The following is a 24,614-nucleotide window of genomic DNA, read 5'->3' as shown; positions in this document are numbered from 1 at the left end:
CGATCGTCCAATATCGATCCTCGGGTGGTCGCTAGAAAACGTCTGAGGTCAAAGGAGCTCGGAAACGATGAACATGAAGTTTGAGATCAGCGAAGAGGCTGTTCGGGACGGTATCGAAACTCTGCCGGAGTTATCGGACATCGCCCTCGTAGTGGGACACGCGCCTGCATCCCCTGCAGATGTGCTTCTCGATGAAGCCCTCCAGGAAAGCTTCCCGGCGAGCGATCCTCCGGCGTCCGGCAAGATGGAGTGAAGAAAAGCCTGGGCGCGTCCCGGGCATGTTACTCGAGCGCTTTCAAAGGCCTGGTACCTCGTGCGCGGCCTCACTGCGTGCAGACAAAAGGAACGGACCATGGATAGCGGTTCCCGCGACTATCAGAGATTTCCAACGCTGACGCCTTTGCAGGTCGAGACGGCCCGCAGATTCGCCAGCGCTGGGCCGCTTTCATTCGAGCCCGGCCAGGAGATATTTCCTGTCGGCGAGCGGAACGCGCCAGCCTTTCTGGTTCTCGAGGGGCAGATCGATGCGTTTCGGCATGACGGTTTTCGCGGCGATCAGGATGTCGCCGCACACAAAGCAGGTCAGTTCTCAGGCGAGATAAACCAGCTATCGGGCCGCCCGTCACTATCAGGACTTAAGGGCGGACCCGACGGATGCGTGGCTATCGCTTTCGATGCGCCCCACCTTCGCGCACTCATCATCGGGTCCGCTGAAGTCGGCGAGACTGTCATGCGCGCTTACATCCTAAGGCGCGTCGCCTACCTTGATGCCGGCGTAGGCGGCTCGATCCTGATCGGGACGTCAGCAGATCCTTCGCTTATACGCCTTCAAGGCTTTCTCACCAGCAACGGATATCCCCACACCGTGCTCGATGCCGAGTCGGATGAGGATGGGCTCGTTCTCGTTGAGCGACTCGGAATAACGGCGGTTGAACTGCCGTTGATGATCTGCCCAAGCGGCACGATGCTCAGAAACCCGACTGTGGGGGAGGCAGCGACATGTCTCGGTATCACGCCTGAACTCGATCCGGAGACCCTGTACGACGTTGCGATCGTGGGAGCGGGGCCTGCAGGTCTGGCAACCTCGGTCTACGCGGCCTCCGAAGGTCTACGGTCGATTGTTATCGACCAGCGCGCGATCGGCGGGCAGGCGGGCAGTTCATCCCGTATCGAGAACTACCTCGGGTTCCCCACTGGAATTTCTGGAGCAGCACTTGCGGGGCGGGCCTTCAGCCAAGCGCTCAAATTCGGGGTAGAGGTTGCGTTGCCGCTAAAGGTCAGGGAACTGACGGCCCCGGAAATATCTCGTGCAAGGTCGGCACCCATATCCCTGGAACTCGAGGACGGGCAGTCAATTCGTGCGAAGTCGCTCGTGATTGCCTCCGGTGCGCGGTATCGCACGCCCGAGATCGATGGTTTGCAGCGGATACAGGACACAGCTGTTTCGTACTGGGCCTCAGCACTTGAGGCCAAGCTTTGCGAGAACTCGGACATTGCCCTTATCGGGGGCGGAAATTCAGCGGGCCAAGCCGTAGTTTTCCTCGCCCCACGCGTCAAGCGGCTGCACATGATCGTTCGCCGCGACCTCTCCGAGACGATGTCATCATATCTCATCGAACGGATTGCGGCGTTGCCCAACGTCGAAATACATCTGGGTTGCGAACTGGTCTCGGTCAGCAGGGACGATGGACCAAATGTCTCAGGCATCCTGCAGCATAAGAAATCGATGCAAACGAGAGCCTGTGATTTCGGCCACCTCTTCCTGTTCGCCGGAGCTGATCCGAATACGAGTTGGACCGGCGGAAAAATAGACACGGACAACAACGGCTTTGTGCTTACAGGCAGAGAGTTTGATGAAGACGTCTCGTCTTTCCTCGGGCGGCAATCGTTCGCTCTGGAGACGAGCATACCCAACATCTTCGCAATCGGAGACGTGCGCGCCGGCTCGACCAAAAGAGTAGCGGCAGCCGTGGGCGAGGGGGCCGCGGTCGTCAGCCAAATACATCAGGCGCTGAAGTTTCTCGACGTCACGGTTTGACGGAAGCAAGCGCAGGCACGGTAAAGGCCACCAGCGGAAATGCGTTTATCCTCGACAAACGGGCGTCTCTTGTTGAGAAACGAAATCCGGTCCCGATAGAGCACGCGAAACGGACTTCGTACACTCCCTGCGCTAGCGTATTAGAAAATGGGCTATCTGCTCTTCGAGCACTCGCCACCATCCCCATTCAACGTACGCGATGAGGGCGGCGAGGATTGCGCCGGCGATCGAGTTGACATGCCTCAAAGGCGACAGCGACAATTCCGTCTCAAGCGCGCCTGGCTCGAAGATCGAAGGAAGTGGCATTTCGGCGACAGGAAAGAGTGCTCTCCTGAGCGCATCGGCGTGACGCTCGTATGCCCCGACCCGTTGTGCGGCCGTCAGGTCATCATACAGATATTCTTTGACGGCGCGCTTGCGCTCCTCGGGAAGGCAGTGGTCGATGTAGAGCTGGATCTCGATTTCGGTGATGGCCGGCATATTACTTGATGCTCCTAAGATGCGCGCCTCTGCGCGCGCTCGTCCGCAGCGGAATCTCGACAACCTCCCTCAATCGCTCTCTCGCGAGAGGGAGTTCGTTGATTACGAAGCTGTCAGGTATGCCCAAGGCGCTCCCGACTTCCTGGAAAGTCAACTGTTCGACTGACGTGAGCAGGATCATGCTCCGGTCGAGTGTCGTCAATCTTCTCAGGGCGCATGCGATCCCGGTGTCATACTCCGGGATCGGTTCGCTGTCAGCGTCGTCGAAGATCGCGGCCTTGTCGTCTGCAAGACTATGGATCAGGCCGTAGCCTTCGATCTTGAGGCCAACGAAACCGAGGAACATCCAACGTGCTTTCAGCGTTTTCAAGGCGATCATCACAAGTGCATCGGCCGACCCAATGTCTGCTGCGTGCCCGCTTGCGAACCTTCGAAAGGCTGGAACGTACGGCAACACGTTTCTCGTAAACTCTTTCATGAGCGCAACCAGTCTACATTTCTATTCAGTAGGATTCCAGGCAATTTGGCTTGGAAAGCGGGGCAACGAGCCTTGCAAGCGGCATAGGGCGCGGGTGGTTGCCCGCGCGCCCGCTACCTCACGAAAGATGGATGTCGGAAAGATCGATCGATACGACGAGCGGTTCCGGCATTGAACTGCCGTCCGGCTGTCTGGGGAAAATGCGCCGCTCGGTCGGGAACATCAGTCCCTGAACTTCCTTGTAGCCGCCGATGTAGTGAGCACCGGGCGTGTTTCCAGCAATCTCGACGTCGTAGTCATGCCGCTTGAGAAGGCCGGCGTCGTCGACGTAGAGGGTCTGAACGGTGCTGTGTGTAGCAATGTTGGCGGGGAAAGTGACCTTCAAACGCTGCCACGTCTCCCCATTTTCAGTCCACTCGCCGATCTCCTCCGCTTGGACGCCCGGCGCGGTTAGAAGGAAGGGCATGTTAAGGTACGTCCACATGGCGATGCCCGCGAAATAGGCGAGCTGCGGGTCGGACCAGGGAGTTTCCAGCGTGTGGCCGGCGAACGACGAGCGAGGCTCCTTGAGTTCTTCGAGGACCCTACCACGTGCATCCTTGATCTGGACCAGACCCGGCTCAAACAGCGTCACTTTTCCTTCGGCGCTGAAGGGATCGTGGGAAGCCCACTCCTCGCCGAGGCCGACCGAGACGTTGGTTACATCAAGCTGGCCGGAATGCCCCTTCAACGGCCACAAGACGCCGCCTTGTTTGAGATGCGCCGTAAGGCGTGTGTATTTTCTCCAGTTTTCCAGGCCGCCATGGGCGGCAATGATTTTCTCGACGAGGGAAGGCATTTTCGTCTCCGTGGTTGCGTTGTTTAGCTGTTCAGGAAGTGCTGGACGTGGGCGACGAACGTATCGGGATATTGGAAAAGTGCGCCGTGACCAGAGTCCGGATATAAAACGAGTGTGGCGTTCGGCATGTTCTTGAACATCTCGTACGCGTTGATGGAGGGGAACATCGTGTCGTCGCTGCCGTGTACGATGAGTGTCGGCTGTGTGATCGCCTTCAACGACTTATGGGCGGGGTCTTTGTCCGCGCACCATCCGATGATGGAGGCTGCCTGCGGATTGCTGACAGAATCCGGGCTTTCCGGATCGCGCTGATATGTGCGAACAGCGGCGCGATTGACGAATGCCTGTCCAGCAGCCTGACTTGGTACCGATGGAGTGAAGAAAAGGGGAAGGCGGACGTCCTCGGCATTTCGCGCGAACGCTTCCTCGACGACCTGCATCAGGTGCTCTTCGCCACCCTTGGGCGCGGTGCCCGCGAGTACGATCTTGCGGACCTTGACGGCGGGGCGAGCAGCCATAAGCTGTGCGATGAATCCACCGAGGGAGAAGCCGAGAAGATCAACCTTGTCATAACCGAGGGCGGCTATAAAGCTCTCAGCATCCGTCGTCATCTGGTCAACGGTATCGGGCGTTTTGCCTCCGGATGTTCCGACCCCTGCGTTGTTGAAAACGACTACGGGTCGATCCCCCGCAAGGGCGTTCACTACAGCCGGATCCCATGAGTCCATCGTTCCGGTGAAATGCTGCAAGAGAACCAGCGGGGTTCCGGTCTCCCGGCCTAGCCGACGGTACGCATAGCGAACTCCGTGGGCCTCGACATATTTTGTTTCGGCTTCCTCGAGTTTGACGGACATCAGGCATCCTTTCCTTGTCATCACGCCCATGTTGGTGTGGAGGAAAGTGCTGATTAATGTCCTGTTACGCGAGTTAATCAGTGTTAAGTTGGGTTATGGATAGCGCCCCGGACGCAGTCGGGATCGAACTAGGAGGCGGAATCGCTCTCCAACGTCAGACCATTGCGGCAAGGAGCCAAACGTATCAGGTCCGTTGCCGCTTCGAGATCGATGGTCTTGCTTCCTGGTTCGAATTTGCCGATTACCGCCTCGATGTCATCGATGATACCGGGTTTATCGGAGCGCGACGAGAGCTCGTACGCGGCCATCAGGCAACGTAATTCCCAGAACGTCGCCACCATCTTGCGCGAGAGCGCTACCGCGTCCGCGGCAATCTTCCTCGCGAGCTCTGGATTTGTCGGAAACTCCGCGATTGCCAACAAGCGAAGCAGCTCCGGACGGCACCACCCCGCATCACCCTGGAGGGCGCGCTCGATGTGGGTTTTATGAGCACGCTCGCCGGCAATGACCACGAAGTATTCCAGCCTCAGTGCCGCCGCGCCTGAGAGCTCGTTTTCGAGGCCACTGTGATTGTCATCGCCGAACAGCCCATGCCGGTAGGACGAAATCCACTGTTGCCAACGGATCAGTCTTTGTTGTTTCGCCAGGCCTTCTGCTTTGTCGAGGTATTCACTTGCCTCGCTATGTCGTCCCACAAGCGAAGCCATCGGAAACGCGCTCAGCATCAGAAGAAGGCACGAAGCGATCGAGTAACCCAGATCCTCCGCTTCCCGTACCGACTCCTTGAGGAGATCCATGGCGGTGACCATGTTGCCTTCGAGGAATTCTACGAACACCAGGACCGCCAGACCCGAGATTCGCTGGTCGAAACCAAGTCCGGCATTCGAGGTCCTCCTGATTGACCCGCTGCCATCGTCCAGCGAACCCTCGATTTCCTTGCGCGCGCGAGAGAGTTCCCCGTTGAAGAAGTAATTGTGCCCAAGCATCGCGCTAAACACATGCGATGACACCTGTGGGTTCTTGTCCCGTAGCGCAAGCGCGGCATCGATTGCGTCCTGGTATCTGCCATGCGAGCACAGGATGGCCGTTCTTGCTGCATTTGCCTGGATGCACTTGCCTAGATTGCCGGTTGCTTCCGCTATTTCGATTCCGCGGTCAATTTCGTATAGGGCATCGCCGTCTTTCGAGTATCCCTGAACGTGGTACAGCGCGCTTCCTTTGGAAATCCGGAGGTCGAGCTCCGTTTCCGTTCCCTCGTGCGCAGATCCGGGGACGCGTTTCAAGGCTTCGTCGAGGACCTGTATTTGCTCGTTCATCAATCCAAGTTGAACCCAGACAATCTTGGAATTGGCAGCAAGGCGCATTCCCGACTCGGCCGTTTCAATTGACTCGAATGACCAATGGATCGCACTTCGGATATCGTGGATCAGATCTGAATACAGCCGCATCCAGTCAGCGGTCGCGAGCGTCGGCCAGTCACGAGCGGCGTTAGCAAGCGCCTTTTCGCAATAGTCCGCATGGGCCGCATGAAGCAGCCTTGCTTGATCTCCTCTCCTGACCTTGTCCAGAGCGTAGCTTCTTGTTGTTTGGAGAAGTCGATATTTCCCGTCGCCACCGCTCACCGAAAACAGCGACTTCAGGAACAGGCCATCAAAAGCCTCGTAGAAATCCTCCTCCGGCATTACGCCCGCACAGAGCGTCTGGGCGGCTTCGGTCGAAAACGCGCCGGCGAACATCGCGCAATATTCGAACAGAAGGCGTTCCTTGTCCGTCAGGCCATCAAAGCTCCAATCGAGCGTCGCTCTCAGCGTTTGCTGCCTTGGAGGCGCTGTTCGCCGTCCCCGTCGCAGAACCGCGAGCGGGTCGCTCAACGAGCTGACGAGATGGGCAAGTCCGAGGTTGGCGACGCCGGACGCGGCAAGTTCGATAGCCAGAGGGATGCCGTCGAGACGCCGGACGATAGATGCAGCCGCCGCAAGCGTTTCGGGATTGTTGAAGTCCTCCAGTTCGGAGGACAACATAACCCGGTCAACGAAAAGCTCGACTGCAGGATATTTCATTAGCGAGGATTGCGGGCTGTCTTCCGGGGGTACAGGAAGGGAAGGTAGCTGTCGTATCCTTTCCCCGGCAATGCGCAAGGGCTCGCGGCTTGTGGCAAGCACGGTCACCTGCTTCGCGGCCGCCAAAATGTCCTCGACGATGAAAGCCGCTTTGGAAATAATATGCTCGCAATTGTCGAGCAAAAGAAGGAGGTTTCGTTCGGCCAATGCTTCGAGGACGGCATGCTCCGCGTTGTCGATGACAACACTTAGTCCGAGCAGGCTCGCCACGGTCGGAGCGATTTGCTTTTCGTCACTTAACGAGGCGAGATCGACAAACAAGACCTTGCGACCAGCACTTATGATTTCGGCAGCGGCCAGCGCGACGGACGTCTTGCCAACACCGCCTGCGCCCGAAATCGTTATCAGACGATTGGTCGAGAGCATTTGCGCGGTCTCCGCCACGAAGTCGTCTCGACCAATGAGGCGTTCGGTCAGTCGCGGAAAGCTCTGCTGCAGAACCTGCGGTTTGGCCGGAGCCTGATTGACGGACCCGACACCGGAACCCTCCACGGGCATGACGAAAACGTAACCTCTACCCGGTACGTTTTCGATGTATCTTCCGCTAGTCCGATCACCCAGAAGCTTTCGAAGTGTGACCAGGTGCACGCGCAGCGCGCCCTCTTCAACGGTCGTATCCGGCCATACCGCTGCGAGCAAGGTTTCCTTGCTGACCACTTCCCCCGCCGATGTTGCAAGTACGGCTAATATGTCGAATGCCTTACCGCCAAGCTGAAGCACGTTGCCGGATTCGGTCAGCTTCCGTTGGGCGGTATCCAGCTCAAATCGTCCAAACCTCAGTACGGTCATTGACGATATCCGGCCAAGTTGGAGCTGTGCTGACGCGCAAACAATGAGGCTCGATTGCTAGGACAGCCGAACAAAGGCGCAGTCGCCCGTGTAGGCACGGCGCACACAGCTCCGGGAGAAAAAATTCGTAAGCGGTCTTGTCCCACGTTAGGCTCGCCTTTGGTCTTATTGCGGAGATAGACCAACCGGTCAGTTTATGCAACGAACCATTGAGCGAATGAACTGTCGGATTCTCTTTATGCGTTGTATCCACCATCAACGTTCAGAACGCTTCCGGTGATAAAAGAGGAATTTGGACCTGCGAGGAAAAGGATTGCTTGCGCGACCTCTTCAGGCGTTCCCAAGCGCTTGAGGACGTTAGACTGTTTCTCCGCCTCGAGCATTTCGCTCGATGCCTCGGAGAGCTCGGCCTGGATCGACCCGATCTGGACCACGTTGACATTGATCCCCCGCGGCCCAAGATCGTGGGCCGCGCCGCGACAGAAAGCGGTGATGGCTGCTCGGGTTGCCGCGTAGTCTGCCAAACCGGGAGCGCCTACCCTGTCGGCGAGGCTGGCACTGAGTGCGATTATTCGTCCCCCGTGTCCCATGAACCTGACTGAGGCTCGAACCAGAGCTGCGATAGCCATCACGGTTCCCGAATACTGCGCTTCAAGCGCGTCCTCATCCATGTCCACGTCATCGATCTGCCAGTGGGCGCGATGATGTGCGTTAGCAATCAGGACGTCTATCCGACCCATCGCAGAGATCACACCCCGCGCGAGTCGAGCGCACTCGACTCCCGATCCATCGTTGGGCCAATCGAAGGTGATGACGCGGTTGCCGAACCGCTGAAGTTCGGTGATGAAATCCGAGGAGAATTCGCTAGCATCGACCGTTAGGGCCAAGTCGGCTCCGGCTATAGCGAGCAGCCTCGCCGTAGCCCGGCCTACGCCCTTATCGGCGTTTGTTAGCAGCGCCACTCGACCTGCGAGCGGACGTAGGATGTCGTCGGGCAATTCTGGCACTGACATTTCCTTCAGAACAACGGCAACGAAGCGTACTGCGAACTTCGCCCGTCGAGCCCGGATACGCGAAGAGTCAATACCCGTATTGTAAGATTGGGCAGCACCCAAAAACATACAGTCCGTAACACTGCTAATCAGACTTAACATCGCTTAACTCGCTTAGCGCCGAATGCCCAGACTAGATTCAAGGGCATCCGAAGCAACGAGTTACGCCAATGCCAAACCAAGTTTCATCCGCTCAACTGCGTCCAGCAAATAACCAGATCGTGGTGTGGAGTTTGAACCCGCATGGCCTCACAGCGCATTTCCCGACACCAGCACTAGCTCCGACGAGGACGCCGACGTTTCCTCGCGGCAGGACGGTTGCAGGTCTGGCCGAATGGCAGAAAAACAAGATTATGCGCTACATCGACGACAATGTCGAAAGCTGCATAAGGGTGCAGGAGCTCGGGGCTCAGGTTCGGCTTAGCGCAAGCCGTTTTTCCAAGGGCTTCAAAGTTTCGTTCGGCAAGTCGCCCTACGACTACGTCCTCGCGCGGCGGATCGAAGCGGCCAAATACCTTATCACCTGTACTGACGAGCCGCTCAGTCAGATTGCACAGGCCTGCGGGCTTAGCGACCAGGCTCATCTTTCGAAGGTATTCAAACGACTGGTCGGGGTGACCCCCCTCAATTGGCGGCGCCGCCATGCCAGCGGATCGGCTGTCCCGGTTGCGTCGCAGTCATGGTCAAGGCTCGCACAGTCGTCTGAACGCGTGATGGCAATGTAAGGCCATGGCACCTGGTCGAAACATGATTTCGGGCGGCCTTTTCCTCGCGGTGACGAGGTTGATCGGGAAGAGGTGGCGTTCACCGGCGCGATCTCATGCAGCATTGAATCTCCAGGTTCATGCACGCAGCATGATGGCGCGTGTTCGTAAAAGCCCGGTGGACCAATCCAGCTCCGCCGGGTCACTGCATTTTCAACGGAGGATACTGTGAGGAAACATCTCTGTCTTTTGACCCTCGGCTGGGTAGCGATCGCGCTCCCAGATTCGACTGCTCGGGCCGATGGCGACCCGGAAAAAGGCCTGAAACTTTTCGCACGTTGCAGTGCCTGCCACACCGCGAGCGAACAGAACAGGGTGGGGCCGGGGCTCCTTGGTGTGGTCGGGCGGACCGCCGGAACAGCTGAAGGTTATAGCTATTCGGCAGCAATGAAGTCTTCGGGCGTGACATGGGACGAGCGAGCACTGGACGCATTCCTCAAGTCGCCTTCGGGCGTCGTTAAGGGCACCCGAATGACCATCTCGATCCCCAAGGACCAGGATCGCGCCGATGTTATCGCCTACCTGAAAACACTCACTGTCCAATAATCCGGCACTAGAGGAGCAGAAACATGAAAAGCCTCGTTATCAATGGCGTAACCCACCAGGTCGATGCCCCGGACGATATGCCACTTCTTTGGGTGCTTCGTGACATCCTCGGAATGACAGGCACCAAATACGGATGCGGCATTGCCCAGTGCGGCGCCTGTACTGTCCACGTTGACGGTATGGCTGTCCGAGCGTGTCAGACGACGATGGACATGATTGATGGCCAGAAAATCACGACGATCGAAGGCGTCGGCGAAACGGAAATCGGGGCGAAAGTCCAGGCCGCCTGGCTCGAGAAGGAAGTCGTTCAGTGCGGCTACTGTCAGTCTGGACAGATAATGTCGGCGACGTCCCTGCTTACTGTCAATCCGAAGCCGACCGACGCTGAGATAGATGAGGCCATGGCGGGCAACATCTGCAGATGCGGCACATACGTCAGGATCCGTGAAGCAATCCACTCAGCGTCCGCCTGAAGACCTTCCATGATCAAGATTCTGGAATGAGGAATAGTCAAATGGATCCACTGGAAACCGCCGAAATATGGCACCGTTCGGGGAAAGGGGTGGCTATCGCAACCGTTGTAAGCACATGGGGTTCATCGCCCCGACCGGCGGGCAGCAGATTGGTCGTCGACGACCAAGGTAATTTCGAAGGATCGGTTTCAGGTGGATGCGTCGAGGGCGCGGTGGTCACTGAAGCACTGGATGTTATCAACAGCGGCGAAGCCAGGCTCATCGAATTCGGCGTTGCGAACGAAACAGCTTGGCGTGTTGGCCTCTCGTGCGGCGGCATCATCTCCGTTTTCGTATCGAGGCTGAGCTAATGGACGTCAGTCTCGTTACCGCCCTCAACTCGGTGAAAGCCCGTCGAATCCCGGTGGTCGAGATCATCAATCTCGCCACTGGAAGCCAGGAACTCTTAACGACTATCGATGGCATCGACAGCGCGGTCGCCGATGCAGCACGCCAAGCCCTGGCTGGCGGCCTTTCATATCGTACGGAGATTGACGGTGTTCCATATTTCCTGAATGTGCATCTTCCCGCGATCCGGCTCATGATCATCGGTGCAGTCCATATCGCGCAGGCGCTGGCCCCTATGGCCAGCCAGGCCGGGATGGAGACCATCGTTGTCGATCCGAGGGAAGCTTTCGCAACCGAAGATCGCTTTCCCGGCGTCGCCGTGCTTCCGGCGTGGCCCGATGAGGCTTTCAAGGAGATATCTGTCGACGCGAACACCGCGATGGTCGCTCTTACCCACGACCCGAAAATCGACGATCCAGCGGTCAAGCAAGCTCTAAGGGCCGGAACCTTCTATATCGGGGCTCTCGGTAGCTCGAGAACTCATCTTGCAAGGTTGGAGCGCCTGCGAGCAGCTGGTTTCGAACAGTCTGTCCTAGAGCGCATTCGGGGCCCGATCGGTCTTGATATCGGCGCAAGGGAGCCGGGTGAAATCGCCGTCGCCATCCTGGCTGAGATTATCGCCCATCGACGGTCCAGGTATGAGGCGGGAAAGACGATATGTTCGGCAAGTTTGAGACAGAAATAGCTACCGGGATGATGCTCGGACATCGTCTTGCGGTCGGAGGCAGGGCCTTCTCCAAAGGACACACCTTGTCCCTCGAAGATGTGGCATTCTTCCTTTCGCACGGGATTTCGAGCGTACTTGCCCATCGGTTCGAAGAACACGAGATTGATGAGATCACAGCCGCCGATATCCTGGGCGTTCCTTTCGCCAAAGAGGGGGTTTTTTCGAAGTCAGCCGTGGGGGGAAGGGTAAATTTCTACGCCAAAGCCGATGGCCTGTTTATCGCCGAGCGAGACTTGATCAACTCGTTCAATAACATCAATCAAGCGGTCACCTTCGCCTGTCTGGCTGACCGCAGCCGGGTAGCCGAGGGGGAGCTCGTCGGCACCCTTAAGATCATTCCGCTTGCGGTCGGATATAGGACGGTCGAGACAGCGAGGTTGGTGGCTTCTGCGCGGCCACCAATATCCGTACGGCCGTTTGAATCCCGAACCGTTACGCTCATCTCAACCACTCTACCGGCACTTAGCGCGAAGACAGTGGAGAAGACCACGCGAATAACTGCAGCCAGGCTGATGGAGCGAGGCTCGGCGCTCGTGTCGGAGCTATATTCGGAACACGATGTAAACGCACTGGCCAACGTCCTGAGGGAGGAAGCCGATCGAAGGGCAGGATCCAATCATCTGGTCATCGTTTTCGGGGCGTCGGCCGTTGCGGACGCAGACGATGTCATTCCTGCTGCGATCCGTGAGGCAGGTGGAAAGGTGGAGCGAGTGGGGATGCCTGTAGATCCGGGTAACCTGATCGTCATCGGTGCGATTGCGGACATTCCCGTAATCGGAGCGCCGGGCTGCGCACGCAGCCCGTCCTTGAACGGTCTTGATTGGGTGCTGGACAGGATGCTCGCGGGCGACCGCATTGACAGCGGGACGATTGCCAAGATGGGAGTCGGGGGGCTGCTCAAGGAGATTTCGTCGAGGCCGCAGTTAAGGGAAGCCTCAGTCAGTCACGAAGCTCCGTGATACCGCATTATCGGCGCTATGGGCGCAGGCCGGCGAGTACACGTTCGCAAAGGCCTGCGCATGTTTCCACAACAGCATCAAGCTCTTTTGTAAGCGCCGGAAATCCACTCTGAAATCAAATCGGCGTATGTCTCTGCCGCGTCTTCCCAGACGAAGTGGCCGGCATAGACGACTTCGGCGCGGCAATGCGGAAGGCGGTCTGCAAGGAACTGTCCGTTGGCGGGAGGGACGATCGGATCATCTTTGCCGGAGATGACGAGCATAGGTGTTTTGAGCGACGGCAGCAGGCCGGCGAGGATCGGAAGGTCTTGCTTATAGGCTCGGACGAAGTCGGCCGCTTCGTTCCATCGTTGGCCGTCGGAAGAGTTTCTGTAGTCCTCCAGGATAGCTTCTGGAATAGAAACGCGCGCGGTGCTCTTCACCAGCTCATAGACACGTTTACCACCATCGAAATCAGCGAAGTCACTCTTTGACGACGCCACGATCTGACGCAGGGACTCTCCAAAAAGCAGTTCGCTTGTTCCGCCACTGCCGCCCACAATGCTCTCAAAGCGCTCCGCATGCCGACTGGCGGCGAAAAGCACGGCGAGCGTGCCGACGTCAGGCGCCACCACGTGCGCCCGTTCGATATCGAGGGCGTCCATGATGCGGATGAGGAAATCCCCCATGGCGTGGGGCGACATCAGGTCCGACCGTCCCTCAGACATGCCAAAGCCCGGGAGATCAACTGCTATCAATGGTCCGAGTTCGCTAATACGCGCCCACACGAGATTGAATGCGAAGATGCTTTCGGGCCAAGGGGCCGTAAGCAATACGGGAATGCCTTGAGCATCTTTAGTGCTGACAGTTCGCACCTTGATGCCGTCGATAGATATGAAGGAGGTTTTCTCAGGCATGTTTAAGCCGTTGGTCATCGAAATAGCCTCCTGTTCGGTTGCCGCTGCGGCAAAATCTATAGTCAGGGTAGGCTTGGAAGAGCCCGCAGATCTTTGACGATCCGGCTCCCCTGCAGGTTTTCGAGCGGCCGCATCTTACAATATCGAGATGCCCAGGCGTGGTTCCATGCTGCGAAATCGAAACCGAGAGGCAGCAATGAACGTAATTGAAAAATTCGACTTCCTTATCTTTGGTGGCGGTAAGGCGGGCAAGACGCTGGCGATGGAGCAGGCCAAGGCAGGGAAGAAAGTTGCCGTTGTAGAAGCTGGCATGATTGGCGGCTCTTGCATCAACGTCGCTTGCATCCCCAGCAAGACCCTCATTCGCAGCGCCGAGGTCGCACACACGATCAAGAATACGGCCGAGTTCGGAGTTACTGTCGACAGCGTTCGCCACAGCATCGATTTGGTGAGAGACCGCACGGCGAGGGTGGTCGCGGAGATGGTCGCGACGAACAAAGCGGGCTTCAATGCAAGCGGATTCGATCTGATTCTGGGCTGGGGTCGCTTTGTCGCGCCCAAGACCATCCAGGTTGAAACCGAAAACGGCGTGCGGATGCTCACAGGCGATCAGGTATTCATCAATCTCGGAACCGTTGCAGACATTCCGGATGTCCCAGGGCTTGCCGAGGCGGACCCGATTACGCACGTGGATGCTTTGAAACTGGGAGAGTTACCCACGCGCCTCATCGTGATTGGCGGTGGCTATATCGGAATGGAATTGGGGCAGGCATTTCGGCGTCTCGGCGCCGAGGTTACTATCGTTGAACGCGGGCCGCGGCTTGCTCCGCGCGAAGATGTCGATGTCAGCGAAGCAATCCTCAAAATCCTCAATTCTGAAGGCGTGGACGTGGCTCTCAGCGCTTACGACCTGACCGTTTCGGGTCGTTCAGGCGATCGCGTCACGGTGCATTGCGCCGACGGCCGATCATTCGAAGGTTCGCATATTCTGGTTGCGTCGGGTCGAAAGCCAAGAACGGCCAACATCGGGCTGGAGCTTGCCGGTGTTGAGGTCGATGAGCGCGGTTTCGTCAAGGTCGACGATCGACTGCGTACGACCGCTCCCGATGTCTGGGCGATGGGTGAAGTCGCCGGCACACCGATGTTTACCCATGCCTCGCTCGATGACTACCGGATCGTCAAAAGCGCGATGAGCGGCGGAGACCGTACCACCAAAGATCGTACTATTCCGTACTGCGTGTTTATCGATCCTGAGTTCGCAAGGATCGGCAAGAACGAAACCGATATGGCGAAGGACGGGGCTGATTACCGCGTTGCCAACCTCCCCGTGGATGTCATTCCGCGTGCGCGAACGCTGTCGCTACGCAAAGGATTCATGAAGGCCATCGTCGCACGCGACAGCGACATCATCCTTGGTTTCAGCATGCTCGGAGTGAACGCAGGTGAAGTGATGAGCGTCGTCCAGATGGCCATGCAAGGCGGACTGCCCTTCACCGCATTGCGCGACGGGATTTTCGCCCATCCTACGATTACCGAAGGCCTCAACATGCTCTTTGCAAACCTCGGCGCTCCGATCACGCGCAACTAAGAACAATTCGGAGATTTAATGATGACCCCAGCCAAGGCTTCGACAACCATAACGAAACACGCAGACCTTGAAGGTCGCACGCTTGCCTATCGGCAATTCGGAGAGGGGCCGCCCCTCGTCCTTGCCGTCCGGTTCAGGGGAACGATGGACTCCTGGGATCCGCTCTTCCTTGACGAGCTTGCGAAGAATTTCATGGTAGTGATTTTCGACTATACCGGACTCGGTGGATCGACCGGGACGCCGACATACGATCGCGCGTCGCTTGCGAAGGACGCAAGGGACCTGATCGATTTCCTCGGCTTTGACAAAGTTGTCATGGGGGGATGGTCGTTGGGTGGGGTTGTTGCGCAGGTTTTCGCGACAACCTATCCGGACAAGGTTTCGCAGGCGGTCCTAATCGGAACGGCTCCTCCGGGACATCCGAAAGTCAGCGGCGAGCCGATTTTCATCAAGACCGCCATGAATCCCGTGAATACCCTGGATGACGAGTTTATCCTGTTCTTCGAACCGGCATCCGAAAGCAGCAAGGCGGCCGCAAAGCGTTCTCATGATCGCATCGCCGAACGCAAGGCAGGCCGCTCCCCTGCGATCCCGGAGGCGACCTTCATGAAACTCCTCAGCGAGGCGAGGGACAGGTCGACCATCTACCCGGATCCTGAAGGCGCTCACATGAGAAAGCTGGCGGCCGGCGTGGTGCCGCTATTGGTGATTTCCGGAGACCACGACATCGCTTGCCCGGTCGAAAACTGGTTGGAACTGGTGCGCGACTGGAAGTCGCTTCACCTGGTGACGCTGCCGCAGGCCGGGCACGGACCGCACCACCAGGAACCGCACTTCTGCGCCGACGTGATTGCGTCGTTTGTCCGGAACCATCGGTCCGGCGAACATCCGTAGTCAACGCCTCACGCACTCGATTTCCGGAATTTTGAGACCAGGAATAATGCACGCTTCTCGCTTTTCCCATCGCGGCTTCTGCTTTTGCTGCGTGGCCCCCGAGACTTCCGGCGCCAGCGGCGGACCGATGCTGACACCCGCACAGGCCTACGCGAAAGCGCGCGGGATTGTGAATGCGATGAGGGATTATGCGGCCTCGTCTCCTGTTTCGCTTCACACCGTCCGCGGCGGGCTTACGGTTCTTGAGGGCTCAGGCGGCAATATGCTTGCCAGCTTCGGCGACGACGGAATGTTCCTCGTTGATGCGGGTATCGCCGTATCGGAAGCCAAGATCAAGGAAAGCTTGACTAACTTGGGAAGCCCCCGAGGTTGCTGCCGTGGTAAATACACATTGGCACTTCGACCACGCTGACGGCAACGATTGGCTAGGCCGAGAGGGTGCGAAGATCATCCCTCATGAAATGACGCTCAAGCATTTGAGTACGGCACAGCGTGCCGAGGACTGGAATTTCGACTTTCCTCCTTCCTCGATCCCGGCTCTGCCTTCGGTCGTCGTGGCAGACACATGAGTTGGATATCAACGGGGACCGGGTAAGTCTCAGGTTTTACGGAAATGCGCACACGGATGGTGATCTCTCGGTATTTTTCCAGAATTCGAATGTGCTTCACACGGGCGACACTTTCCGGAACGGGATCTATCCGTTCATCGACAGGTCTACCGGAGGCAGCATTGACGGCATGATCGAGGCTGCACGGTGGAACGTCGATATCTGCGATGCCGACACGCTCGTCGTATCGGGACATGCCAAGCCCGTCGGCAACCGCTATGAACCCAAGGTTTACATGAAAATGCTCGTCGCCATCAGGGCGTCGATCTCGGCGAGTAAAAGCAAGGGCATGAGTTTGGGTGAGGTGCAGGCTCAACGGCCGACCTCGGCGTTTGACGCCGTATGGGGAAGGTTTGAGGTCACGCCGGACTTTTTCACGAAACTTGTCTACGAAAGCTTGTAATTGCGGCTAAACTGACCGGGGCTGTCACGCAGAGCTGCGGTTGGAACACGGACCAAGTCTTTCTGTTGATATCAGTCGCATTGGACCCGACTTCGCGAACGATGCCGGCAACCGCTTGACGGAGCAGACTGGAAGCGGCGTTCCGTAGTTCGCTTCGAGGGGACTTTGCGACTGATCGGCGAGCCGATTTCCGCATTTGTTCCATGATGTTCAACTAGGCGCGACGTGCGTCGATCGCTGTTTCCCGTGATAAAGGTGCCGTGCAGAAATATGGCAGGTCCGGGTGGCAAAGCTTAGAGGAGCGCTCTTGCCTCCACTACGTCCACAGTGGCAAGCTCTCCATCGAATCCTGCCAGCGTTCGCGCAAGGCGGCTTTTTGCGGCGCTGAGACCCTCCATTGGGGTACACTTCACTATACTGGCTGCGCAGCGAAGCTCCCAGAACCTTGCGCCTTGTTGAGAGGAAATCAGATATCCTTCCATGAGAAGCTTCCGGGCGGCATCGACGTCTTCGTCGAGGAGCAGCAGGCCCTTGAGGCGGTAGAGTTCTGCTCGACACCATCCGGCATTTTTCGATAGCGCCCGGTCTAGGGCCGTACGGTCTGCGAGGTGGCCGCCTACGATCAGGCAGTTCTCAAACCGCGCCCCCCCGACGTTTGCTAGCGCCTTGTTGAAGCGCTCCTTGTCATCAGATGCGAGGGCCATGGAAACCTGCTCGAACGTGAAAGCCCATTCCTGCCAACGGAGTAGGGAATTATCGCCGGATTTTTCGATGAGGAGCCCGAGCAGGCTCCGACCAGGTCCGACCTCCCTCATACCAAAAGCGGTGGGGCAGGCCGAGACCGCAAGATAGAGGCAGGTCGAGATCGCGTGGTCCAGGTTAATTGCTTCGGCCAAAACGGTGTCGAGTTGCCGCATTGCCGCTCGTAGTTCACCCTGGACCCATAGGGTCTTCACAACAGTTGAAAGAGCGCTGATCCTTTGGTCGTAACTTGCTCCATTATTCAAAGTTCCCCGAACGCCGACTTTCGCCATGTCGAGGGCTATGTTGGCATGTCGCATAGCACCTTCGAAATCACCTATGTAATGAAGGTTGTGAGCGAGCATGCGGCTAACGGCGTTTGGCAGTCTTTCACCGCAAAGGTCATCGAACTGTCGCGCAACGTTGATCGCATCAATGTAGTCCCCATTCATTGTGTGGATCGCGGTTATGCCGCCGCTCGCGCGAAGTATGCCCATATGATCGTCGAGGTCTTTAGCGATCCGGATTGCTCTGTGGTATTCGGCAAGGGCTTGTGGATCTCGCTCGGAGCTTTTGATGTGATAGATGGTGCCTGCGTGCGATAGCCGCAGATACATCTCGTGACGTGGATCACGTACCTCCGTGGCAGACGCTCGGGCAAGCGCGGTCTCGATCACGACCAACTGTTCGATCATAAATCCCAGTTGCGTCCAGATAATGTTCGAGGTGGCGGTGAGCTCTATTCCGAGGGCATCGTCGCCATCGGCGGAAAATGCCCAGGCGAGGGCGATGCGCAAATCGTGGATGAGGGCACCATGCAGCCGCAACCACTCGTCTGTTTCGAGTTTAGTCCAATCCGCCTCTGCCTTTTTCAACCTCGCGGAGCAATGGCGGGCATGTGCATGTTGGGCCTCCCGTTTGAGGGGCGATGATGCGAGTTTCGCGGAGGCGTAGTGGCGTGTAGTTACGAGAAGCCTGTAGCTTCCGCCCTCAGAAGTGACGTTTAGGAGGGATTTGAGAAAGAGGTCGTCAAATGCTTCGTAGAATTCGTCATCGGAAAGATGGTCGCCCGCGACGGCGCGGGCGTCCTCGGCGCTGAAAAGTCCGGCAAAGGTTGATAAACGGAGCAGGAGCTCCTTTTCCACCGGAGATAACGTTTGGAAGCTCCAGTCGAGCGCCGACTGCAAGGTTTGTTGTCTTGCCGGGGCATTTCGCCTTCCGCGACGAAGAACTGCAAGCGGTCTTGCCACGGAGCGATGCAACTCCCTGATGTCTAGGTCGAGGGTTCTCGAAGCCGCAAGTTCAATGGCAAGCGGGATACCCTCCAATTTTCGTACAATGTCGGCAGACAATTCGATTATCTCGGGTTGTTTCAGGTCCCGCTCGTCTTTAAAGAGACCAGCCATTCTGTAAAACAAGTCCAAAGCCGCATAGCCTAGCGCGTCCTCCGCGATTGTGCCCTCTGGCGGGACGGCTAGGGGGGGCAAGCGACGGACGCGCTCGAGCTGTATCCTGAGTGGCTCTCTGCTTGTCGCGAGAATCGTGGACGTCGGAACTTCGAGAAGGATCGATTCTGCTGCTTCGGCTGCAGCATCAATGACGTGCTCACAGTTATCGAAAACAAGAAGTGTCGGAATTTTTCGCAGTTCTGTCGCCACAGCCTGGAGCAATTCCGAACCGTAGACGCTCAGGCCGAGTTGACTGGCAAGCGACGGCATCAGGCTGGCGTTTTCGGACAAGGAGGCGAGGTCGATGAACAACACTCTTCTTCGGCCTAAGAAGCGTTCTGCGATGGCGATGGCAGCGGACGTCTTCCCGATGCCTCCTGTGCCCGTGATGGTAATAATGCGCGATTGCTGTAAAAGGTCAGTTGTTGTTTCGACGAACTCATCACGGCCGATGACCTTGTTCGCGAGGCGCGGAAGGTCTGCTGAGGACATGCTGGACTTCGTCGTGACGGACGCAGCGCCGTCGATCCGAACCGGTGGCACGAAAACGTACCCCTTGCCGGGCACGTTATCTATGAAGCCACGAGCGCGCTCTCCCAAAGATTTGCGCAGCGAAACCAGCGAGACACGCAGCGTACCTTCTTCGACCCCGTTGGTCGGCCAAACCGCACTCAGGAGCTCATCCTTGCTGACCACCTGACCCGCACGTTGGGTAAGCACGGCAAGAAGATCGAATGCTCGGCCACCAAGTCTAAGTGGTTGGCCGCCCGCCGTCAGCTTACGATTTTGAACGTCCAGTTCGAAACCTTCGAAATGCAGAACGGTCATTGGATCCCCAATTGTTAAGTGCCCTTCCAGAAATTCCGATGCAGTCTTATCTCAAAAACACCGAGACCTGGATTAGTCCCATGCCTCCAGCTCATCGAGCCCGGCAAGCTTTCCTTCTTGAGCCTTATAGAAATACGGGCTGCAGATCAGCCATCTCTTCAACGGCCTCGATGGCGGCATGCATATCAATAGAATGAATGGCCCGTAACGGACACTTGGGTCCATACCGAAACTTCGCACGAAACCTGAGGCCACACCGCGAGAAGTGGACTTGGGACACACGCAAGACAAATGACAAAGAAGGCCGGGGCGCCCGCCGGTTCTGCAAACGAGTAATCAAGGCCACACACTTCGCACGAACTCCCCGTCAGGAAGCCTTGAAGAGGTGGCGCCTTGCCAACATCGCGGGCATCGTTGGCGTCGACCCGTGCTCACTGGCGGCAAAGTGGATAGTAGTTTGTAATCACGATTTCCCGTCGCAAGATGTCTCTAAAGGTCACAATTGCCAGAGTCTAAGGGACAGTCATTCACTCCTTCGCTGCGTCCCCGCGTAGCACGCACATCTCCGCGAAGATTGTCAAAATCGATCCTCCGATCACACCACTCCGCTTATCGAAACCGGATCATCCAATATTTGATGTTGCGAGCCACTATCATTGTGCCCGGATAATTCGCGCCTCCAAATCGTGAACCGCGCGAGCAGCTTCGAAAAAAGAGGAAAAACCTTTGGCGCGAGTTCTCGTCCTGTTTGCGCATCCAGCGCAACGGTCGACCAGTATCAATCTATCTATGGCGAGGCGCGCCCAGCAGGTTGCGGGGGTCACCTTTGTCGATATCTACGCCGAATACCCTCGGTTCGACATAGACGTCGAACGTGAGCAGAAGCGGTTAATCGATCACGACGTGATCGTGTTCCAGTTCCCGCTCTTTTGGTACTCGACGCCCGCTCTTCTGAAGCAATGGCAGGATCTGGTTCTCGAGTACGGCTTTGCTCACGGGCCACACGGGAAAAAACTTGCCGGAAAGCTGGCGATCGCTTGCATAACCACGGGAGGCAGCGTTCGAGACTATTCGTATGAGGGCGGAAACAAGCATCCGTTTTCTATGTTTATCCTGCCGCTACGACAGACGATTGAACTGTGCGGAATGACCTTTCTTCCGCCATTCGTGCTGCATGCGGCCAACCATGTCGATTCCCCCTCCGCGAAAATTCATGTCGAGTTCTATCCAATGCTCCTGGAGGGTCTGCGTGACTCGTCGTTGGACATCGGCGCGCTTGGGCGACGGGACGAGGTTACGGCCGGCGATCTTGCAGAGTTCGTTGACCGTCGGGAGATAAGCTGATGTCCGGCTTGCTTTTGCCTGCTTTTGCCTATCTGGCCTCCTCGGTCTTTGCCGTCATCGTCTCCCGCAGGCTCGGTCTCGGTTCCGTTGTTGGATACATTGTTGCCGGCGCTTTGATGAGTCCGGTTTTGCAGCTTTCGGAAGCCAACGCCGGCTATCTTGAAGAGCTCTCGGAATTGGGCATCGTGATGATGCTCTTCTTGATTGGCCTCGAAATCGATCCCAAGATGGTCTGGCGCTTGCGTGCAAAGCTCGTTGGATTGGGTGGTTTGCAGGTCGTCTTGACGGTCGCGGTGGTCACCGTCCTCGGCATCTCCCTTCATATCGAATGGCAGCAGGCGGTTCTGTTTGGCTTTGTAGCGGCTCTTTCATCGACGGCGATCGTATTGCAGACCCTTGAGGAAAGAGGGATGCTGGATTCGGACGGAGGCCAGGCGAGTTTTGCCGTTCTCCTATTCCAGGACCTGGCGGTCATCCCGATGCTCGCGTGCCTTCCACTGATGGCCTCCCGCGATCATGTGTCTGGGGCCGGTCACGGAGCTGGCTGGCTTTCCGCTCTTCCAGGGTGGGCGGCGGCACTTCTTACGCTGGGTGCGGTGGCGGCGGTAGTTGTCGGCGGTCACTATCTCTCACGTCCAATCATGCGCGCGATCGCTAGAGACCGACTTCGCGATATCTTCACGGCGTTCGCACTTTTGGTGGTCGTAGCGATTGCCCTGCTGATGTCATTAGTTGGATTGTCTCCGGCGCTCGGCGCTTTTCTCGGCGGGCTTGTTCTTGCGAATAGCGAATTCAAGCACGAACTTCAAAACGATATCGAGCCTTTCAAAGGTCTGCTTCTCGGCCTGTTTTTTATGACGATAGGCGCGAAGATCGACCTTTCCGTAATGGTGGCCAACTGGGACGCCGTGTTTGAAGCAACTGCGGTGCTCGTGATCATCAAATTCGCGATCCTTTTTCCGCTCGGTCGTCTCTTCAGATTGCGGGATGCTGCCGGATGGCTCTTCGCACTGGGGTTGGCACAGGCGGGCGAATTCGGGTTTGTACTACTCTCGCTCGGCGAAAGCACGGGGCTGATAACCGAAACCTCGGCATCCGTCGGGGTGCTTGTCATAGCATTGGGAATGATAATCACGCCTGGGCTTTTCATGCTCTTTGACCATATCGCCGAAAGGATTGAGAGAAGAAAAACACCGTCAAAAGAGCCCGAGAGGCCAGGCAGCGGAAAGGTCATCATCGCGGGCCTAGGCCGTTTTGGCCAGATCGTGAATCGCATGTTGCTGGCCAACGGTTTCGTGCCCGTTGTCCTGGATTACCGTGCGGACGTTGTCGATGACCTTCGCAAATTCGGAGTGAAATCATATTTTGGCGATGCGGGGCGTCCTGATCTACTTCATTCGGCTGGCGTCGCCAAGGCGGACCTGCTTGTGGTTGCGATCGACGACCCCGACCGCACGATACATATTATCGAGGCGGCCCGCCGAGCGAACCCTGGGATCACAATTATCGCTCGGGCGTATGATCGGTTACATCATTACCAGGTTGTTGACGCGGGCGCGGATCACGTTGTCCGCGAGCTTTTCGGAAGCTCGGTGGAGGCAGGGGGCCTCGCGCTCAGGACAATGGGCATGCATCCCCACGAGGTTGAGAAGAGAAAGAGCGTGTTCGTCCATCAGGATCTCGCGGGCCTTGCCCAAATGGGGACGCTGCTCGACGAAACGACGCGAGTGTCCGACAACGAGCTGTTTGTCGCGGGCTTCAATGATATCGGGCGCGTTATCCAGGAGGCGATGCTCGGACGGCGCGAAAAATACGATGAACTTGTCCAGCGTGGTTGGAGCCCGCCGGAATTGGAAAGCAGCTTCGCCGCGCAACAGACTGAAATAGACGAACGAGCCTTAGGAGCCGGACAATGAGATATTCCATGAAAATTCTGTTGGGTCTGGTCTCCCTGGCAGTGGTGGGGGCAGTTGGGGCCGGGCTGTTCTTTTTCTATCCCCATTCACTTCCCGAGGTGGCTGCGAGCGCAAAACAGCCATCTGGGCAGGAACTTATCGCACGCGGCGAATATCTAACGATCGCTGGCGACTGTGCCGCTTGTCACAGCACGAAAGGTGGCAAACCATTCGCTGGAGGGCTGCCGTTCACACTTCCATTCGGAACTATCTATTCGTCCAACATCACTCCGGACAAGGAACACGGTATCGGCGCGTGGAACGATGCGGAATTCGTCCGTGCGGTGAGATCGGGCGTTGGCAAGCATGGCGAGAACCTGTATCCGGCGTTTCCCTATGCATCCTACGCCCTGCTTTCGACCGACGATATCCTCGCCATTCGCGCCTATCTAAACACCGTCACGGCGGTCTCGGAGCCTGCGCCTGAGAACACGCTCGAATTTCCGTTCAACCAGCGCTGGCTGATGCGCGGTTGGAACCTCCTGTTCATGCCCTCGCATCCCTTCGAAAAGGATCCTACGAGGGATGAACGGTGGAACCGCGGCGCCTACCTCGTCGAGGGCCTGGCGCACTGCGGAGAGTGTCACACTCCTCGCGGTCTCATGTTCCAGAGAAAGCAAGGGCAAGCCCTGTCGGGTGGCGAGGTAGACGGATGGAAGGCGTGGAACATTACAAGCGATCCCGAGACCGGCGTCGGTAACTGGAGCGAGGAGGATCTGAAGACGTTCCTCGCAACTGGGCATGCGAAAGGCCACGGCCCTGCCGGCGGCGCGATGCGGGAAGCGATTGACCTTTCATTCAGCAAACTCCCGTCGTCGGATATCGACGCAATTGTTTCCTATCTCCGAACGGTTCCGGCCGTAAAAACCGATTCCGAAACGAGAGTAGTTCCATCCGGGCAAGATGCGTCTGCAGTGCCGCCCGGAGAACTCGGCGCTCGGATCTTCGCAGGCGCTTGTTCGAGCTGCCATGGAAAGGACGGCGGCGGGCTCGTAAACGACCGAGCATCAATTCAGGGTTCGCACGCTGTGAACGATCCCGAGGGCAGCAACTTGGTGAGGGTGATCCTTCAGGGCTCTTCAAATGAGGCGCGCCTACCAGGCCAGACGATGCCAGCCTTCCATGCGATCTATTCCGACGAGGAAGTCGCTGCCCTCGCCAACTACGTGATCGGGCGGCTAAGCGGAAAGAGCGGCAACGTAACGGCGAAGGATGTGGCAGCGGCGAGGGAGTGAAATCTTTCGCCGCACCAGGCCTGTGACATGGCGCGTAATGTTACGCCCGGGTTCGGCCGCTCAAAACCGGGAGCAAGAGCGGCCGTACAGTCGGCAGCAGCCGGTCTCATTTATCGAAGACGGCTTGCACGCGATCAGGCCGTACCTTTTACAATATTATTGTAAGTGG

At 57.4% G+C, this 24,614-nt stretch carries 24 protein-coding genes and 1 pseudogene; 16 read left to right on the top strand and 9 right to left on the bottom strand.

Features of this window, described 5'->3' with window-relative positions:
- Positions 1–67: 67 nt before the first annotated feature.
- Positions 68–253 (top strand): hypothetical protein, encoded by a 186-nt coding sequence (locus QE453_RS24200; RefSeq protein WP_111797270.1) that lies wholly within the window; start codon positions 68–70, stop codon positions 251–253.
- A 99-nt stretch (positions 254–352) separates the two neighbouring features.
- The gene (locus QE453_RS24195; protein ID WP_309778711.1) at positions 353–2,038 is read left to right on the top strand and encodes an FAD-dependent oxidoreductase; all 1,686 of its coding nucleotides are present in this window, start codon (positions 353–355) and stop codon (positions 2,036–2,038) included.
- 132 nt (positions 2,039–2,170) lie between these two features.
- Here the strand turns inward: QE453_RS24195 and QE453_RS24190 are convergent, their stop codons facing one another.
- From QE453_RS24190 to QE453_RS24165, 6 genes are all read right to left on the bottom strand, one after another.
- Positions 2,171–2,518 (bottom strand): anti-sigma factor, encoded by a 348-nt coding sequence (locus tag QE453_RS24190; protein ID WP_020808343.1) that lies wholly within the window; start codon positions 2,516–2,518, stop codon positions 2,171–2,173.
- A 1-nt stretch (position 2,519) separates the two neighbouring features.
- Complete coding sequence (locus QE453_RS24185; RefSeq protein ID WP_020808344.1) at positions 2,520–2,996, bottom strand: hypothetical protein; 477 nt, start codon at positions 2,994–2,996, stop codon at positions 2,520–2,522.
- 118 nt (positions 2,997–3,114) lie between these two features.
- Entirely contained in the window at positions 3,115–3,834 is a 720-nt protein-coding gene (locus QE453_RS24180; protein ID WP_309778471.1) for a hypothetical protein, read from the bottom strand.
- Positions 3,835–3,857: 23 nt separating this feature from the next.
- Positions 3,858–4,688, bottom strand: a complete 831-nt coding sequence (locus tag QE453_RS24175; RefSeq protein ID WP_020808346.1) for an alpha/beta fold hydrolase — start codon at positions 4,686–4,688, stop codon at positions 3,858–3,860.
- A 128-nt stretch (positions 4,689–4,816) separates the two neighbouring features.
- Complete coding sequence (locus QE453_RS24170) at positions 4,817–7,597, bottom strand: winged helix-turn-helix domain-containing protein (protein ID WP_142187374.1); 2,781 nt, start codon at positions 7,595–7,597, stop codon at positions 4,817–4,819.
- Between the two features lie 236 nt (positions 7,598–7,833).
- Positions 7,834–8,610, bottom strand: a complete 777-nt coding sequence (locus tag QE453_RS24165; protein WP_111797271.1) for an SDR family NAD(P)-dependent oxidoreductase — start codon at positions 8,608–8,610, stop codon at positions 7,834–7,836.
- 209 nt (positions 8,611–8,819) lie between these two features.
- On the opposite strand from QE453_RS24165, the gene QE453_RS24160 reads away from it, so the two are divergent.
- The 6 genes from QE453_RS24160 (at position 8,820) to QE453_RS24135 (ending at position 12,505) form a co-directional block, all read left to right on the top strand.
- Entirely contained in the window at positions 8,820–9,374 is a 555-nt protein-coding gene (locus tag QE453_RS24160) for an AraC family transcriptional regulator (RefSeq protein WP_309778469.1), read from the top strand.
- Between the two features lie 207 nt (positions 9,375–9,581).
- Positions 9,582–9,959, top strand: a complete 378-nt coding sequence (locus QE453_RS24155; protein WP_020808353.1) for a cytochrome c family protein — start codon at positions 9,582–9,584, stop codon at positions 9,957–9,959.
- 23 nt (positions 9,960–9,982) lie between these two features.
- The gene (locus tag QE453_RS24150) at positions 9,983–10,432 is read left to right on the top strand and encodes a (2Fe-2S)-binding protein (RefSeq protein ID WP_113207750.1); all 450 of its coding nucleotides are present in this window, start codon (positions 9,983–9,985) and stop codon (positions 10,430–10,432) included.
- 41 nt (positions 10,433–10,473) lie between these two features.
- Positions 10,474–10,782, top strand: a complete 309-nt coding sequence (locus QE453_RS24145; protein ID WP_113207749.1) for an XdhC family protein — start codon at positions 10,474–10,476, stop codon at positions 10,780–10,782.
- Complete coding sequence (locus tag QE453_RS24140) at positions 10,782–11,504, top strand: XdhC family protein (RefSeq protein ID WP_142187377.1); 723 nt, start codon at positions 10,782–10,784, stop codon at positions 11,502–11,504. The genes QE453_RS24145 and QE453_RS24140 overlap by 1 nt, the downstream gene beginning before the upstream one ends.
- Entirely contained in the window at positions 11,477–12,505 is a 1,029-nt protein-coding gene (locus QE453_RS24135; RefSeq protein ID WP_309778463.1) for a molybdopterin-binding protein, read from the top strand. The genes QE453_RS24140 and QE453_RS24135 overlap by 28 nt, the downstream gene beginning before the upstream one ends.
- A 77-nt stretch (positions 12,506–12,582) precedes the next feature.
- Here the strand turns inward: QE453_RS24135 and QE453_RS24130 are convergent, their stop codons facing one another.
- Positions 12,583–13,419, bottom strand: a complete 837-nt coding sequence (locus QE453_RS24130; protein ID WP_309778461.1) for an alpha/beta hydrolase — start codon at positions 13,417–13,419, stop codon at positions 12,583–12,585.
- 178 nt (positions 13,420–13,597) lie between these two features.
- Between QE453_RS24130 and QE453_RS24125 the strand changes: the two genes are divergently transcribed.
- The 5 genes from QE453_RS24125 to QE453_RS24105 all read left to right on the top strand — a co-directional run bounded on the left by QE453_RS24125 (position 13,598) and on the right by QE453_RS24105 (position 16,894).
- Positions 13,598–14,989, top strand: coding sequence for an NAD(P)/FAD-dependent oxidoreductase (locus QE453_RS24125; RefSeq protein ID WP_113207746.1), 1,392 nt, complete (start codon positions 13,598–13,600; stop codon positions 14,987–14,989).
- Positions 14,990–15,007: 18 nt separating this feature from the next.
- A complete protein-coding gene (locus QE453_RS24120; RefSeq protein ID WP_309778459.1) occupies positions 15,008–15,883 on the top strand; it encodes an alpha/beta hydrolase in 876 nt (291 codons plus the stop codon).
- A gap of 127 nt (positions 15,884–16,010) precedes the next feature.
- On the top strand, positions 16,011–16,295 hold the full coding sequence (locus QE453_RS24115; protein WP_309778725.1) for a hypothetical protein: 285 nt from the start codon (positions 16,011–16,013) through the stop codon (positions 16,293–16,295).
- Positions 16,261–16,452, top strand: a complete 192-nt coding sequence (locus QE453_RS24110) for a hypothetical protein (protein ID WP_309778457.1) — start codon at positions 16,261–16,263, stop codon at positions 16,450–16,452. Before QE453_RS24115 ends, QE453_RS24110 begins: the two co-directional genes overlap by 35 nt.
- A gap of 169 nt (positions 16,453–16,621) precedes the next feature.
- The gene (locus QE453_RS24105) at positions 16,622–16,894 is read left to right on the top strand and encodes a hypothetical protein (RefSeq protein ID WP_309778455.1); all 273 of its coding nucleotides are present in this window, start codon (positions 16,622–16,624) and stop codon (positions 16,892–16,894) included.
- 293 nt (positions 16,895–17,187) lie between these two features.
- Here the strand turns inward: QE453_RS24105 and QE453_RS24100 are convergent, their stop codons facing one another.
- Both QE453_RS24100 and QE453_RS24095 read right to left on the bottom strand, forming a co-directional pair.
- Complete coding sequence (locus QE453_RS24100; RefSeq protein ID WP_309778453.1) at positions 17,188–19,911, bottom strand: winged helix-turn-helix domain-containing protein; 2,724 nt, start codon at positions 19,909–19,911, stop codon at positions 17,188–17,190.
- A 72-nt stretch (positions 19,912–19,983) separates the two neighbouring features.
- Positions 19,984–20,375 (bottom strand): annotated as a pseudogene (locus QE453_RS24095) (DUF983 domain-containing protein).
- 262 nt (positions 20,376–20,637) lie between these two features.
- Between QE453_RS24095 and QE453_RS24090 the strand changes: the two are divergent.
- Genes QE453_RS24090 through QE453_RS24080 form a run of 3 tightly spaced genes read left to right on the top strand, consistent with a single transcriptional unit; the run spans position 20,638 to position 24,445 of the window.
- Entirely contained in the window at positions 20,638–21,255 is a 618-nt protein-coding gene (locus tag QE453_RS24090; protein ID WP_111797275.1) for an NAD(P)H-dependent oxidoreductase, read from the top strand.
- Complete coding sequence (locus tag QE453_RS24085; RefSeq protein WP_309778450.1) at positions 21,255–23,171, top strand: cation:proton antiporter; 1,917 nt, start codon at positions 21,255–21,257, stop codon at positions 23,169–23,171. Before QE453_RS24090 ends, QE453_RS24085 begins: the two co-directional genes overlap by 1 nt.
- An 8-nt stretch (positions 23,172–23,179) precedes the next feature.
- Positions 23,180–24,445, top strand: a complete 1,266-nt coding sequence (locus QE453_RS24080) for a cytochrome c (protein WP_309778448.1) — start codon at positions 23,180–23,182, stop codon at positions 24,443–24,445.
- Positions 24,446–24,614: the final 169 nt, after the last annotated feature.

This window comes from Agrobacterium sp. SORGH_AS_0440 (assembly GCF_031453135.1).
Classification (GTDB): Bacteria; Pseudomonadota; Alphaproteobacteria; order Rhizobiales; family Rhizobiaceae; genus Agrobacterium; species Agrobacterium pusense.
The sequence above is the reverse complement of the archived record's forward strand: the minus strand, read 5'-3'. Positions and strand labels throughout refer to the sequence as shown.